Genomic DNA, 14,542 nt, shown 5'->3' with positions numbered 1-14,542 from the left:
CTTTTATCACCCTTGATCTAAACGCAGTACAGCCATAAAAGCTTCCTGGGGTACATCAACTGTACCGACGGATTTCATCCGCTTTTTACCTTTAGCTTGTTTCTGTAACAGTTTCTTCTTCCGGCTGATGTCACCACCGTAGCATTTGGCGAGTACGTCTTTTCGCAAAGCGGGGATGTGTTCACTGGCGATGACTTTACTACCAATAGAGGCTTGAATGGGGACTTTGAATTGATGACGGGGAATCAATTCTTTGAGTTTTTCCGCCATTGAGCGTCCCACGTTGTAAGCTTTATCACGGTGGACAATCATGGCTAAGGAATCCACCGGATCACCGTTAATCATGATGTCTAGCTTCACTAGGGGATTTTCACGGTAGCCAATTAGGTGATATTCCATACTAGCATAACCGCGCGATCGCGATTTCATTTGGTCGAAAAAGTCGGTGACGACTTCCGCCAAGGGTAACTCATAGGTTAAGGTGGTACGTCCTTGGGTGAGATATTTCATATCTTTAAAGATACCCCGACGATTTTGCGCCAATTCCATCAGCGTCCCCACAAACCCCTCCGGTGTAATCATTTCGACTTTCACATAGGGTTCTTCAATGCGTTCGCGATCGTTAGGTGCAGGTAAGTGGCTAGGATTATCAATATACAGTTCTTCACCCTTAGTTGTGACCACCTTATAAACCACAGAGGGGGCTGTAATAATTAAATCCAAGTCATATTCTCTTTCTAGGCGTTCCTGGACAATTTCCATGTGCAGTAAGCCTAAAAATCCGCACCGGAAACCAAAACCCATCGCGCTAGAGGTTTCTGGTTCGTAGTGTAATGCTGCATCATTGAGGCGGAGTTTTTCTAAAGCCTCCCGCAAATCTTCAAATTGATCTGCGTCAATGGGGAACATTCCACAGAACACCATCGGGTTAGCTTCGGTGTAGCCTGGTAGGGGTTCTGTAGCTTTAGCATTTGATAGGGTAATGGTATCACCTACCCGTGCATCGGCTACGGCTTTAATGGCGGCGGCTAAATATCCCACTTCCCCGGCGTGGAGTTCATCGACTTGCTTTTGGTTGGGGGAGAGAACACCCAACTCATCGATTTCGTATTCCTTACCGGAAGCCATTAAATAGACGCGATCGCCTTTTTTCACCTTCCCGTCCATGACGCGGAAATAGACAATCACACCCCGATAAGCATCGTAGTAACTATCAAAGATTAATGCTCTTAAGCGTTCATTGACAGTATCCGGTGCAGGCGGGACGCGTTCGACAATCGCTTCTAGAATTTCATCAATCCCGATGCCTTCTTTAGCTGAGGCTAAAATCGCCCCACTGCAATCAAGACCGATAATTTCCTCAATTTCACTAATGACTCTATCTGGTTCAGCCCCAGGTAGGTCAATTTTATTCAGAACGGGAATAATTTCGAGATTATGTTCTAGGGCTAAGTAGACATTGGCGAGAGTTTGTGCCTCTACACCCTGAGAAGCATCCACCACCAGCAAAGCCCCCTCACAAGCCGCCAAACTGCGCGACACTTCATAGGAAAAGTCCACATGACCAGGAGTATCAATCAGGTTCAGTACATAGTGCTGACCATCCTTTGCCTGATAATCCATCCGGGCAGCTTGCAGCTTAATTGTAATGCCGCGCTCCCGTTCCAGATCCATGTTGTCGAGAAACTGTTCCTTCATTTGCCGGTCTTCAACAGTCCCCGTGGCTTGCAGGAGGCGATCGGCAAGGGTGGATTTCCCGTGGTCAATGTGAGCAATAATACAGAAATTGCGAATGCGAACTGCGGGAACGTCAGTCATATACTAATCTTTGCTGAAGCAGCAACCAAGGTTAAAAAGCTATTTACTTCATGTATTTTAATGCTTTCTTTGCCAAGACGCTGCTAGTTATTAGTCAATAGTCAATAGTCAATAGTCAATAGTCATTAGTCAATAGTCATTAGTCATTAGTCATTAGTCATTAGAGAACAAGGAACAGTTTTTCTCATGTTCTCCCTTGTCTCCCTTGTCTCCCTTGTCTCCCTTGTCTCCCTTGTCTCCCCAATCCCCAATCCCCAATCCCCTCCTTAAAGATTCCCTCCATACTTTTTAAGAATCTCTATAAAGTCCATTTTTCATTGCTAGTATTCATCAACCTGAAGCGTACAATAAAGATATATAAGTACATAGTGTAGAGATGATGGTCAATTACCACCTGTAATTGCCCTGATATTCTAATTTACTGACAAAACTTCCAGCCGACAGTCTGGAAACCGCTAAGAAAATGGCCACTTGCTACCTGACGCTGTTAGTTTGATGAAATTTCGGGGAACTATGTAACTATAAACTTTTAACAATTTGTCAGTAAACAACCCGAACAGTCAATATAACTGCTTTATAAAGCTGGTGAAAAGACCGTAACTGAGTATATAAACCTATGAATATGCAAGAAAGAACTACCGATGCGGAGTCAATCCCAGCCGATAAGGTGGAAATCTCTGTCCAACTGGATTCGGAGTTACTAGAGCAAATTCAGCATCTGACTGACGATCCCAGTAAGGTGATCGAAGTAGCGATTCGTCAATGGTTACGCGGCGAGATTCTCCGGGACGATGAACTGACACGTAGTCCCCATCGCATCCCAGTTCCACCTAGAGGTGAATGGAATGATTGATTCCAGTTTTCATAAATAGGCTGTAAAGAATCCAGCCGAAAATTGTAAAGTTGGTCAATCTAGATTCCAGAACAGCTAAAATACGCAATACTCAGTGCGTAAAGCTGTAATCTTTTATGCCAAGCTTTACCAAGCTTTAGTAAAACTGTTTTGAGTTGCCATCTGTCTATCCAACTCGATTAATGACTATTACTGCTAGTTCCCAATTGCCACACATATTTTCCCAAAATCTGGAATCAATCAACCCCAAGGGTGATGGACTTTTACCAACACTCGGCTCTGAGTTGGTATATATGCAGGATGGGACAGGACGCTACCTGTCTTTTTATTGGCAGAAAATTGACCTTTTGGGTTTTCAACCTGAACGGATAGTCACCGAATCTAATGGAGAGAACATCTTCCTACCAGTAGATCAGACTGCCTATTTAGAAAGACTGCACAGAATTTTAACAAGTTTAGTGCCAGAAAGGTGTCAATGCTGGTTTAGCTGCGATCGCAATTTATTCGAGTTGGAGTTGGCAATCTGTCCAATTATGCCCCCTGTGGGAACTGCTGCAACTACAGTGTTAGTCACGGGTAGATTATTACAAGTTAAAGTTAATACGCAAGAAGTCAATGTCGCCATTAATCCACCCCATCAGGTGGATTCCGCATTGCGATCGCAACAACATCAAAAACTCGTCAATCAAATTACCAGAAATATCCGCCGGACTCTAGATTTAGATGTCATCTGGCAACAAACCGTTGATAGTTTGGGTAAAGCCTTACGCCTAGAAAGGTGTATTATTTGCCCCTATCAGCCTTCTAGTTCCAAAGTGCGGGTAATTGCTGAATATCACCAGCCAGAACGCCCTTCAATGCTGGGACTAGAGATAGACGTTCACGCAGAACCCGCCTTTGCTCAAGCGTTGGCTACCCTGGAACCCATTATCATGGAAGTGCCAGGGTATAATCTTTGCCCTCAACATAAAATTTTAGTAGTCGCTACCTGTTATAAAGACCAAGCTAATGCTTTAATCGCGATTAATCTACGGGATGAATGTTACCCCCTGACTAACGCCGAACTAGAATTAGCCAAAGAAGTCGCAGACCAATTAGGCACAGCGATCGCCCATGCTACCCTATACAAAGAACTAGAAGCCGCCAGACAAAAAGCCGAAGAAGCCTCCCGCCTCAAGAGTGAATTCTTAGCTAACGTCTCCCATGAAATCCGTACCCCCTTAAATGGGATGATTGGCTTCTTAAAGCTCATTTTAGACGGCATGGTAGATGATGTAGATGAAAGCAATCAGTTTTTAGCGGAAGCCCACGAATTATCTTTACATCTACTGACTGTTATTAACGATATTTTAGACATCGCCAAAATTGAAGCCGGTAAAATGGAACTAGTTTGCGCCCCAATCAAACTAGATGAATTATTTGCTGATGTCGAAAACTTCATGTGTCCCCAAGCCGAAGGTAAAAACCTCAGTTTTCGGATGCAATTACCGCCCACTTCCGATGACATTATTGTTCACGGTAATTACCAAAGACTACTACAAGTAATGTTGAATTTAGTTGGTAATGCCATTAAATTCACCCACGAAGGCGGAATTACCGTCAGTGCGGATATTGTCGTCAAGAAAAACAAATGCCCAGAACAACAATTCCCTGGGATGGTGAGAGTGAGAGTAGCAGACACAGGTATTGGTGTTTCTCTCGATAAACAAGACAAACTCTTTCAACTATTTTCTCAGGTTGATGGTTCTCGTACTCGTCAGTATGGTGGTACAGGTTTGGGTTTAGCCATCTCCCAAAAACTTGTAGAAGCAATGGGAGGAGAAGTACATTTCTACAGTCTTGGTGAAGGACTTGGTTCTACAGTCACCTTCACAGTTCCCCTGTATCAACAACCAGTGATGCTGTCTTCGAGTGAAAGCGAATTAGATTAAGGGACTTACAATTTAAAAAATATAAAATCACGTTAATGGCAAGGGGCAGGGGGAAAAACAGTTGTTTTAAAGAAAATAAATTTGGATAGTTTATTTTCTGGAAGTCTCTAAAAGACCACATTTCTACCCTTCTCAGGTGACTAAGTGTGAGGTGAAGGTGGTAGATTTTTAAAGTAACCCTAGACTTACCTAATGCTCGTGTCTTCTGTTGAACTTGGAATTCGGAGCAAAGTAGCGTGAAACCTGAAGAAATAGCGGGAACTCTGACTGAAATATTCGGTTCAGCCGACTTACAAACACTTGCATCCGGCTCATGGCAAATAGATACGCCTAGATTTAGACTGTTGGTATTGCTATCAGAAGATGAAACTTGGCTGCGAGTTCTCTTACCCATTGTGCCATTACAAGCCGCACAACCATTTCTAGAACAGTTTTTAGCAGCAAACTTTGATACTACTCAAGCAGTCCGCTATGCTCTGCATGAAGGCGTAATTTGGGGAGTGTATCACCATCATAGCCATACTTTAGTCAGTGCTGATTTACAGAGTGCGATCGCTCAACTCATTTCTTTACACAGTTCAGGCTTGAACGAAGTCTTCAATAGCCTCATTGAAACCCGCATCCGCCAAATTGTGAAAGCCGCTAAACAACAAGGACAATCTCTCCCAGCCACTATGCAAAACCTAGAACGGTTCTATGCAGAAGGGTTATTAGGAGAAATTAACCAAACGTCAGCCGATAGAGAAGAAGTTTTAGCAGCTTGGCGCAGACAATTAGAAAGACTTTGGCAAGAAGTAGAATCTAACCCAAATGAATAAATGGATATTATCGAAATTCTCAAAGCAGACTACCAACGATTTCCCGTAGATCAAACCTACAGCATCTATGCTGCTGATGTTTATTTTCAAGACCCATTAAATAATTTTCGTGGTGTTGAGCGATATAAAAAAATGATTAAATTCATCCAAACCTGGTTTTTAAACTGCCGGATGGATTTGCATAATATTCAAAAATTGGAAAACACAATCAAAACTGAATGGACACTGAGTTGGAATACTCCCCTACCTTGGAAACCCCGCATTGCCATCTCTGGCTGGAGTGAACTAGGACTTAATTCCAATGGCTTAATTAATTCTCATATTGATTATTGGCACTGTTCACGGTTAGATGTACTGAAACAGCATTTCTCCTAACCGACAAATAATCAATGAAATTAGCACTAAACTAAAATTAATCAATATCGTCACTCAGTGTTATGACGGCTGCTAAAGATTCGGAAGTAACTGCGGACACTATACATACAGAGGTAGAAGATATTATCATTCCACCTAGTGATTTGTGGAGTGATGAGCCACCTGTGGAAAGTGACTTGCACCGAGAACAAATAGAATTGTTATTGGCTTGTCTCAAATGGTGGTGGCGTAAACGTAATGATTTCTACGCCAGTGGCAATTTAACAATATATTTTAGTCCAGAACAAATTACCACCAGAGATTTTCGCGGCCCAGATTTTTTTGTAGTTTTAGGTTGTGAAAACCGTCCCCGCAAAAGTTGGGTATTATGGGCAGAACAGGGTAAATATCCTAACGTAATTGTGGAATTACTCTCAGATAGCACTGCCAAAGTGGATAAAGGAACTAAATTTGAGCTATATCAAGAGACTTTTCGCACACCGGAATATTTTTGGTTTCATCCCGTGACTTTGGAATTTCAAGGGTTTTGCTTAGTGAGTGGTAAATATCAGCCCATAGAACCAAATTCTCAAGGATGGTTGTGGAGTCAACAATTAGAGTTGTTCTTAGGTATTTATGAGTCAAAATTGCGGTTTTTTAGCCCAGAAAAGCAATTATTACCCACAGCAGAAGAAAGAGCAGCCAAAGCAGAAAATCAAGTAGAAGAACTCAAGGCGAGGTTAAAAGCTTTGGGGGTAAACCTAGAAAATACAGACGAATAAGCAAATTTTGCGTAAACTGACTGCAAACTCACTGAAGCATTTAACAAAAGAAATAATATACTGAACCCAAAAGAGCGATCGCTATGGCTGATAAAGAACTCAAACAACTCATTGAAACTAACGCTAAAACCGTCCAAGCCATGTTAGATGAAATGGCAGACACCAGGGAAGAACGTCAAGAACTCCGCGAAGGGATGATTCAACTGCAAAAATCAGTAGAGAGATTGATACAGGTACAAGAAGGCATCTTTAACTTACTACTTTCCGTCGATGGCGATCGCCCCACCATCCTCAAAAAACTCTCAGACATCGAAAATAAACTAGATCAGCTATTACAAGGAAACAAGGAATAGGAAAAAAATACTTCCAATAACACTAAACCCTTAAACCCTTAAACCCTTACACCCCTAAACCCCTACACCCGTCAGAATACCCCATGCCCCACGCCCCAAAACCATTGATAATAGAAAGAAGGTAAACAAATGTAAACAATTCTCAGGCAGGGCAGAATCATCCATGCGAGTAATTTTAATGACAGGTAAAGGCGGCGTGGGTAAAACTTCGGTTGCGGCGGCGACTGGACTCCGTTGTGCAGAATTAGGATATCGTACACTGGTTTTGAGTACCGACCCTGCCCACTCATTAGCCGATAGTTTTGATCTAGAACTAGGACACGCACCCCGGCAAATTCGCCCTAACTTATGGGGTGCAGAACTAGACGCACTACAAGAACTAGAAGGTAACTGGGGTGCAGTTAAGCGATATATCACCCAAGTTTTGCAGGCTAGAGGTTTAGAAGGAGTACAAGCCGAAGAATTAGCCATTCTACCAGGGATGGACGAAATTTTTGGCTTAGTCAGAATGAAACGCCACTATGATGAAGGCGAGTATGATGTCTTAATTATCGACTCTGCACCCACCGGTACAGCATTACGACTGCTGAGTCTACCAGAGGTTGGTGGCTGGTATATGCGACGTTTTTACAAACCATTTCAAAACATTTCTGTCGCATTGCGTCCTTTAGTTGAACCGATTTTTAAACCCATTGCAGGGTTTTCCTTACCCGACAAAGAGGTAATGGATGCACCTTATGAGTTTTATGAGCAGATTGAAGCGTTGGAAAAGGTATTAACAGATAATACTCAAACTTCAGTCCGCTTAATTACCAATCCCGAAAAAATGGTAATTAAAGAATCCCTACGCGCCCATGCTTATCTGAGTCTATATAATGTCGCTACTGATTTAGTTGTGGCTAATCGTATTATCCCGGCGGAAGTGCAAGATCCCTTTTTCCAACGTTGGAAACAAAATCAAGAAGAGTATCGTCAAGAAATCCACGATAACTTTCTGCCGCTACCAGTGAAGGAAGTACCGCTATTTTCTGAAGAAATGTGTGGTTTAGCTGCCTTAGAACGGTTAAAAGAAACCCTCTACAAAGACGAAGATCCTACCCAGGTATATTACAAAGAAACCACCGTTAGAGTAGTGCAGGAACAAAATCAATACAGCTTAGAACTTTACTTACCTGGAATACCTAAAAATCAAATTCAACTCAGTAAAACAGGTGATGAATTAAACATTACTATTGGTAATCATCGGCGTAATTTGGTATTACCTCAAGCTTTGGCTGCACTCCAACCCGCAGGCGCGAAAATGGAAGAAGACTACTTGAAAATCCGTTTCGCTGAAGTTGGCAAAGCCTAATTATCGTAACTTTTGATACTGAAATATCCCTGATTTCTTGAAACAAATCGGGGATATTATTTTTCATTGTGAATGGGAAAATTATACCTATTTTGGATTGAAAGCTGAGATTCATCGGCTATTCCAGAATCTCAAAACAATACTACCTATCCCTATTTGGTATTACATAACCAAAAAGTCGCAGATTCGAGAGTTTTACCTCATAAATGACAGATAAAATCTATGTTTTGTTAGTTTTCATGGAAAACTTTCATATCGCATTCTGATGTTTTTTGATGAAAAAATCTTGCTAGATTAATCAACTTACTCAATAAAAATTATTCATATTTTTAAAATATAAATTAATGTAAAGACATATAAATAAATCAATAAAATTTTGACCGTGGTTTCACCGTAGACAAGCGTATTAAATAAAATTCACAATATTTTTAGATTTATAAAAATCACAAAACATTCTGACATTAATTGAAATAAAAGCAATGTCTTTGATCGCTAAAGCCAACTTACAGGTCAACCTTGATCAAGAAAGTATACTACGTCGGATTACAACTCGGATTCGTCAGTCTTTAGAGTTAGAAGATATCATCACAGCAACAACGGCGGAGGTACGTTCTTTGCTAGGAACTGACCGAGTCATGATTTATAAATTTCATGCAGATGGTAGCGGTCAAGTTATTGCGGAATCAATTTATGAACATCGTCTACCTTCACTACTAGGTTTAAATTTTCCCGCCGATGATATTCCCCGTGAAGCTAGAGAATTGTTTCTCAAATCCAAAGTGCGTTGTGCAGTTAATGTTGAGACTGGGGAAACTGGTCAAAGTGGTTTATACAACTCTGAAACAGGAGAACAAATTTCTGAAGAAATTCGCTATCGACCCGTAGATCCTTGCCATATAAAGTATTTAGAGGCAATGGGTGTGAAATCTTCTGTGGTTGCTCCTATTATCCATCAAGATACACTTTGGGGATTGTTAGTATCCCATCACTCTGAAGCCCGCAACATTTCTGAGCATGAGTTAGAAGCGATGCAAATGGTCGTAGATCAATTATCTGTTGCGATCGCCCAAAGTGAACTCCTAAACCAAGCCCGCGCTAAAGCCCAACGGGAAGCCATAATTAACCACATTGCAACTTTACTACACTCCTTACCCACCATTGTTTTGCAACCAGCCTTAGAAGCCACAGTGCAAGCTTTTAATGGCGTTGGTGGTCGTTTGTGTTTGAGAAACCAAGCTTTTGACCTGCAAAATGGTCATCAAAAAAGTTTAAGTGAATGTTTAATTCCTGGTGGGGAGTGTGTGCGGCTTTATACTTGCGGTCAACAACCCATAATTACCCAACCCACAATCTATCCTCTCGTAGAGCAGTACAGTGCTTGGCAGGAACATTATAAATTCCATGATTATCGCGTTTGGGCAATTTCCGATATTTATCAAACTTCCACTTGGCGAAGTTTACAACCTGCTTTTCAAGCAACCAATATTCGCAGCGTTTTGATCATTCCCTTAGAATATCGTCAACAGTTGTTAGGGTATTTAAGTATTTTTCGCGAAAGTATAGATACTGAAACTCTTTGGGCTGGTCAGCATGATCCTGATCAAAGACAACTTTACCCCCGGTTATCATTTGAGTTATGGCGGGAGTACAAAAAAGAACAAGCTCAAATTTGGACAAATGAAGATATAGAACTAGCGCAAGCACTAGGTAAACATTTTGCTGCTGCAATTCAGCAATATGAACTATATCAACAGGTGCAAGCTTTTAATGAAAACTTGGAACAACAAGTTGCTAAACGCACTCTAGAACTGCAAGAAACAGCAGAACAACAACAGGCTGTTTTTGGGGTAATTACTAAAATTCGGGAATCTCTAGATACTGAAACCATCTTTAAAATTACCACGGAAGAAGTCTGTCAGTTGATCAAAGCAGACCGCGTTTCAGTTTATCGTTTTAATGCTGAATGGGGTGGTGAATTCGTCGGCGATTTTGAAGCCGTTAATTCACACTGGTCACATCAATCCAGACTTGGCATTAATTCAGTTTGGAATGATACTTACTTACAAAAAACCGAAGGTGGAAGATATCGCCACAATGAAACATTTGCAGCCAACGACATTCGCAAAATGGGATTTGACAAGTGTCATGTTGATGTTTTAGAACGCTATCAAATTAAGGCTTTTGTTCTCGCCCCTATTTTTGTTGGGCAGAAACTTTGGGGTTTGTTAGCCACATATCAACACTCAACCCCCCGACAATGGAAAACTTCAGAAGTTAATTTCATCACCCAAATTGCCGCCCAATTAGGAGTAGCACTACAACAAGCCGAACTCCTAAACCAAACACAACAACAAGCCCAAAAATTAACTCAAGCACTACATCATTTACAACAAACTCAAAGCCAACTGATTCAAACGGAAAAAATGTCTTCCTTGGGACAATTAGTAGCAGGGATTGCCCACGAAATTAATAATCCGGTTAACTTTATTTATGGCAATCTCTCTCATGTGAGTGAATATGCAACAGATTTGTTGAGCATGTTGGAGCTTTATCAGCAGGAATTTCCTACGGGGAATGAAGCGATTCAAAATTTAGCAGCAAAGATAGATTTAGAATTTTTAGCTGAGGATTTGCCCAAAACTTTATGTTCTATGCAAATAGGCGTAGAACGCATCCGTCAAATTGTCATGTCCTTACGCAATTTCTCTCGCCTGGATGAAGCAGAAATGAAAGCTGTGGATATTCATGAAGGCATAGACAGTACATTGTTGATTTTACAGCACCGTCTGAAAGCTAAACCAGATATTCCTGCTATTAGTATCATCAAAGAATATAACGATATCCCCTTGGTAGAGTGCTATGCCGGACAAATGAATCAAGTATTTATGAATGTTCTGAGTAATGCCATCGATGCTTTAGAGGATTATCGGCGATCGCCATCAGAAAATTATCAACATCAAATTATCATCCGTACTAGTATGGGTGAGTTAGCAGACAAGACTCAAAGTGTTGTTATTCAAATTAGGGATAATGGCCCTGGTATTCCCGAAAATTTTAGAAACAGAATCTGCGACCCATTTTTTACTACTAAGCCTGTAGGTAAAGGTACTGGTTTGGGATTATCAATTAGTTACGGCATTGTTGTAGATAAACATGGTGGTGTGTTTAAATGTGATTCGCAATTAGGTACAGGTACAGAATTTCAGATTGAAATCCCCATCAAACAACCCAGTCCGTAGTAAGGACTTCCGTCCTTACTACAAGTTTGAAACCATCACTGGCAGTTATTAATTTCTCAATTGAATTGGCATAGCTAAATAAGTCATCTTAAAACCGCCTAACGGCGTAAAAATTACTGGAGTTAATTCTTGATTTAAGTGCATTTGAATTTCTGAAGCTGACAGAGCTTTTAAACCTTCCATTAAATACTTAACGTTAAAGGCAATATCTATATCTGTGCCGGAAATTTGAGCCGGCATTGACTCTCTACCACTACCCATTTCTTGAGCTTCACAAGATAAAGTCAATTTCTGCTCATTAGCATCTATACTCAGTTTGACAATATTATTTTTTTGATCTGCTAATACAGCAATTCTTTCTAATGTACTTAAAAATTGACGGCGTTCTACTGTCACTTGCCGTTCAAATTGTCGCGGAATCAGTTGACGATAGGCAGGATACTGACCTTCTAAGGTGCGACTAGTCAGGCGTTGATTAGCCCATGCAAACACTACCTGACCTTGGTCTAAGTATAGGGCTATTGGTTCATCAGAAGCGGCATTGTGCGCTAACATTCGCTCTAGTTCGCGCAAGGCTCTAGCGGGAACTGTGACTTCTAATTGCTGTTCATCCGCTTCTAAGGGACGTTCATTAGTGGTTTCTACCACTGCTAGGCGGTGTCCATCAGTCGCCGCAAATTCTAAGGTGTCTTGTTTAACTGTTAAATGCACTCCTGTCAGGACTTGTTTAGTTTCATCCGCACTTGTGGCGAATAAAGAACCCCGCAAACCTTCGATTAATGCCGTGGCACTGATATAAATAGCTTCAGTGTTTTCAATTAGAGGTAATTCGGGAAACTCTTCTGCACCCATAGCCCGTAATTGATATTGTCCTGTTTTGGGGGTGAGGGTGACAACTAAACCCTCTCCTGTGGTGTTACTATCCGTAGATTCATCATCGAGGGTGATTTCTCCCTCTGGTAAACGAGAGGTAATATCTACTAATAATTTAGCCGGCAGTGCGATCGCTCCCTCTTGCCAAACCTCTGCATTAAAGCTAGTGCGAATTCCTAAACTGAGGTCAAAAGCGGTGAGGCTAACCTGATTATTTTGAGCATCTGCTTGTAGCAGCACATTGGCTAGTATGGGATGAGTCGGTCTAGAAGGTACAGCACGACTAACAAGGGAAAGATTCGCACTCAGGTCACTTTGGGAGCAAACTAATTTCATAGCTGGGAAACTGGGTACTAGGAATTGGGGATTGAGAACTAGGAATTGAGTGATTTTAAAAATCAAACAGGAGTCTTATCGTATCATTTTCATCTTTTCCCAGGACAGTAAGAAACAAGTGTCGTTTCAGGTGTGGAGTATGATTATGCTCAACAACCGACAATAAAAATCACACTTTTTTGGGCAACAAAGCTGATTAAACATTGTGGAAACTGTGGAAAACTTAGCTGCAATCAGTTGTTGATTATATCTATGAAACTTATAGCTGTGGAAAACTTGTGGAAAAAACCTGAGAGTTTTCCACAGGGTAATTATACTTGATCAAGTTTTCCACAAAAACAGGTGATTTTTCCACAGAAAATATTTAATATTAATCTATTTTTATACAATACTTAACATTTTAGAGTAACTTTAGAGAGTGAAAAGAGTGATGCTTGTGGAAAACTTTTAGTATTTATTTGCGTTGAGCAGCACTAGTCATATTAATGCGATCGCTCAATTTTCTCAGAATTTGTGACAGAGAGCGATCGCTCTCCCGCAACTGAGTAATTTTTTCACAACTATATAACACAGTTGTATGGTCTTTACCCCCAAACTCCTCACCGATTCTCGGTAAACTTAAATCAGTATGCTGCCGCATCAAATACATTCCAATTTGCCGCGCCCAGCTAATTTCCCGGCGGCGGGAATTACCTTTCAACTCTTCAATAGAGAGATCAAAATTCTCCGCGATTACCTTTAAAATCGCCTCCGGTGTCGCCGCAAATTTTTCCGTGGGAGTTACTAAAACAGGGGCAATATTTTCTACCGTCATCGGTAAACCCCAAATGGAAATATAAGCTAATGCTCTAGTTAAAGCCCCTTCTAACTCCCGAATATTAGAAGTATAATTCACGGCAATATATTCAATCACATCACGGGGTAATCTAATATTTTCGTATTCCGCCTTCTTTTGCAGAATAGCCATTCTTGTTTCTAAATCGGGAGACTGAATATCCGCAATCAACCCCATCGAAAAGCGTGAACAAAGACGCTCTTGTAAACGGGGAATTTGGTTAGGGGGACGGTCAGAGGCAATCACAACTTGCTTACCGGCCTCATGTAAAGTGTTAAAAGTGTGGAAAAATTCCTCCTGGGTGTATTCTTTCCCCTCAATAAACTGAATATCATCTACTAACAACACATCCGCCGCCCGATAATGCTCTCGGAAACTCTGCATACTATCATTGCGAATCGCCGTAATTAAATCATTAGTAAACTGTTCTGTAGAGACATAAAATATCTTAGAATCATGGCGGATTTCTAAGCGATAATGGCCAATCGCCTGCATCAGATGAGTCTTGCCTAAACCTACACCACCACACAAAAATAAAGGATTAAACTCCCGCCCAGGCGATTCCGCCACTGCTAAGGAAGCCGCATGAGCCATGCGATTATTTGCACCCACCACAAACCGAGAAAATACATACTTAGCATTTAAATCTGTAGTTGGCTGTCTTTTTTTGTGTCCCGTTTCTAGCATCGGATTTGGGGTTGGTAATTCCCACGTCACTGCTGAGTCCCCCAATTCCTCAACTACATCACTCTGAGCCACCTTGATATAAATTTCTACGGAATACCCCAAAATATCGTGAACGACATGGGCAATAGTATTGATGTAATACTTTTGTAACCAATTCCGGGCAAAAGGATTAGGTGTAACGATAAATAAACAATTGTTTTCTAATCTTTCTGCATGAGCAGTTTTAATCCAAGTTTCAAAAGTGGGGCGGGATAATTCTATTTGTAAGCGTTCTAGTACCTGACTCCATAAAATGTCAATAGTAATTTCCAT

At 41.1% G+C, this 14,542-nt stretch carries 11 protein-coding genes; 8 read left to right on the top strand and 3 right to left on the bottom strand.

What is annotated here, in order from left to right; translation table 11 throughout:
- Nucleotides 1-6: 6 nt before the first annotated feature.
- Nucleotides 7-1,818 (bottom strand): translation elongation factor 4, encoded by a 1,812-nt coding sequence (lepA, locus tag CLI64_RS00055; RefSeq protein WP_103135330.1) that lies wholly within the window; start codon nt 1,816-1,818, stop codon nt 7-9.
- 616 nt (nt 1,819-2,434) lie between these two features.
- Here lepA and CLI64_RS00050 point away from each other — a divergent pair.
- The 8 genes from CLI64_RS00050 to CLI64_RS00015 all read left to right on the top strand — a co-directional run bounded on the left by CLI64_RS00050 (nt 2,435) and on the right by CLI64_RS00015 (nt 11,499).
- Nucleotides 2,435-2,671 (top strand): hypothetical protein, encoded by a 237-nt coding sequence (locus CLI64_RS00050; RefSeq protein ID WP_103135329.1) that lies wholly within the window; start codon nt 2,435-2,437, stop codon nt 2,669-2,671.
- Nucleotides 2,672-2,853: 182 nt separating this feature from the next.
- Nucleotides 2,854-4,602 (top strand): ATP-binding protein, encoded by a 1,749-nt coding sequence (locus CLI64_RS00045; RefSeq protein ID WP_103135328.1) that lies wholly within the window; start codon nt 2,854-2,856, stop codon nt 4,600-4,602.
- 236 nt (nt 4,603-4,838) lie between these two features.
- Nucleotides 4,839-5,420, top strand: a complete 582-nt coding sequence (locus tag CLI64_RS00040) for a hypothetical protein (RefSeq protein WP_103135327.1) — start codon at nt 4,839-4,841, stop codon at nt 5,418-5,420.
- Nucleotides 5,421-5,795, top strand: a complete 375-nt coding sequence (locus CLI64_RS00035) for a DUF2358 domain-containing protein (protein WP_103135326.1) — start codon at nt 5,421-5,423, stop codon at nt 5,793-5,795. It abuts the gene before it with no gap.
- Nucleotides 5,796-5,857: 62 nt separating this feature from the next.
- Entirely contained in the window at nt 5,858-6,556 is a 699-nt protein-coding gene (locus CLI64_RS00030; RefSeq protein ID WP_103135325.1) for a Uma2 family endonuclease, read from the top strand.
- Between the two features lie 83 nt (nt 6,557-6,639).
- Complete coding sequence (locus CLI64_RS00025) at nt 6,640-6,909, top strand: hypothetical protein (protein ID WP_103135324.1); 270 nt, start codon at nt 6,640-6,642, stop codon at nt 6,907-6,909.
- Nucleotides 6,910-7,072: 163 nt separating this feature from the next.
- Entirely contained in the window at nt 7,073-8,260 is a 1,188-nt protein-coding gene (locus tag CLI64_RS00020; RefSeq protein WP_103135323.1) for a TRC40/GET3/ArsA family transport-energizing ATPase, read from the top strand.
- A 479-nt stretch (nt 8,261-8,739) separates the two neighbouring features.
- A complete protein-coding gene (locus tag CLI64_RS00015; protein WP_103135322.1) occupies nt 8,740-11,499 on the top strand; it encodes a GAF domain-containing protein in 2,760 nt (919 codons plus the stop codon).
- Between the two features lie 48 nt (nt 11,500-11,547).
- On the opposite strand, the gene dnaN is transcribed toward CLI64_RS00015, so the two are convergent.
- Nucleotides 11,548-12,708, bottom strand: a complete 1,161-nt coding sequence (gene dnaN / locus CLI64_RS00010) for a DNA polymerase III subunit beta (RefSeq protein WP_103140526.1) — start codon at nt 12,706-12,708, stop codon at nt 11,548-11,550.
- A 454-nt stretch (nt 12,709-13,162) separates the two neighbouring features.
- Complete coding sequence (gene dnaA / locus CLI64_RS00005) at nt 13,163-14,542, bottom strand: chromosomal replication initiator protein DnaA (protein ID WP_103135321.1); 1,380 nt, start codon at nt 14,540-14,542, stop codon at nt 13,163-13,165.

This window comes from Nostoc sp. CENA543 (genome assembly GCF_002896875.1).
Taxonomy (GTDB): Bacteria; Cyanobacteriota; Cyanobacteriia; order Cyanobacteriales; family Nostocaceae; genus Trichormus.
The sequence above is the reverse complement of the archived record's forward strand: the minus strand, read 5'-3'. Positions and strand labels throughout refer to the sequence as shown.

Bases quoted from the DNA above. Each gene is read 5' to 3' on its own strand.
- lepA (WP_103135330.1), bottom strand. From the start codon at position 1,818: ATGACTGACGTTCCCGCAGTTCGCATTCGCAATTTCTGTATTATTGCT.
- CLI64_RS00050 (WP_103135329.1), top strand. From the start codon at position 2,435: ATGAATATGCAAGAAAGAACTACCGATGCGGAGTCAATCCCAGCCGAT.
- CLI64_RS00045 (WP_103135328.1), top strand. From the start codon at position 2,854: ATGACTATTACTGCTAGTTCCCAATTGCCACACATATTTTCCCAAAAT.
- CLI64_RS00035 (WP_103135326.1), top strand. From the start codon at position 5,421: ATGGATATTATCGAAATTCTCAAAGCAGACTACCAACGATTTCCCGTA.
- CLI64_RS00030 (WP_103135325.1), top strand. From the start codon at position 5,858: ATGACGGCTGCTAAAGATTCGGAAGTAACTGCGGACACTATACATACA.
- CLI64_RS00025 (WP_103135324.1), top strand. From the start codon at position 6,640: ATGGCTGATAAAGAACTCAAACAACTCATTGAAACTAACGCTAAAACC.
- CLI64_RS00020 (WP_103135323.1), top strand. From the start codon at position 7,073: ATGCGAGTAATTTTAATGACAGGTAAAGGCGGCGTGGGTAAAACTTCG.
- CLI64_RS00015 (WP_103135322.1), top strand. From the start codon at position 8,740: ATGTCTTTGATCGCTAAAGCCAACTTACAGGTCAACCTTGATCAAGAA.
- dnaN (WP_103140526.1), bottom strand. From the start codon at position 12,708: ATGAAATTAGTTTGCTCCCAAAGTGACCTGAGTGCGAATCTTTCCCTT.
- dnaA (WP_103135321.1), bottom strand. From the start codon at position 14,542: ATGGAAATTACTATTGACATTTTATGGAGTCAGGTACTAGAACGCTTA.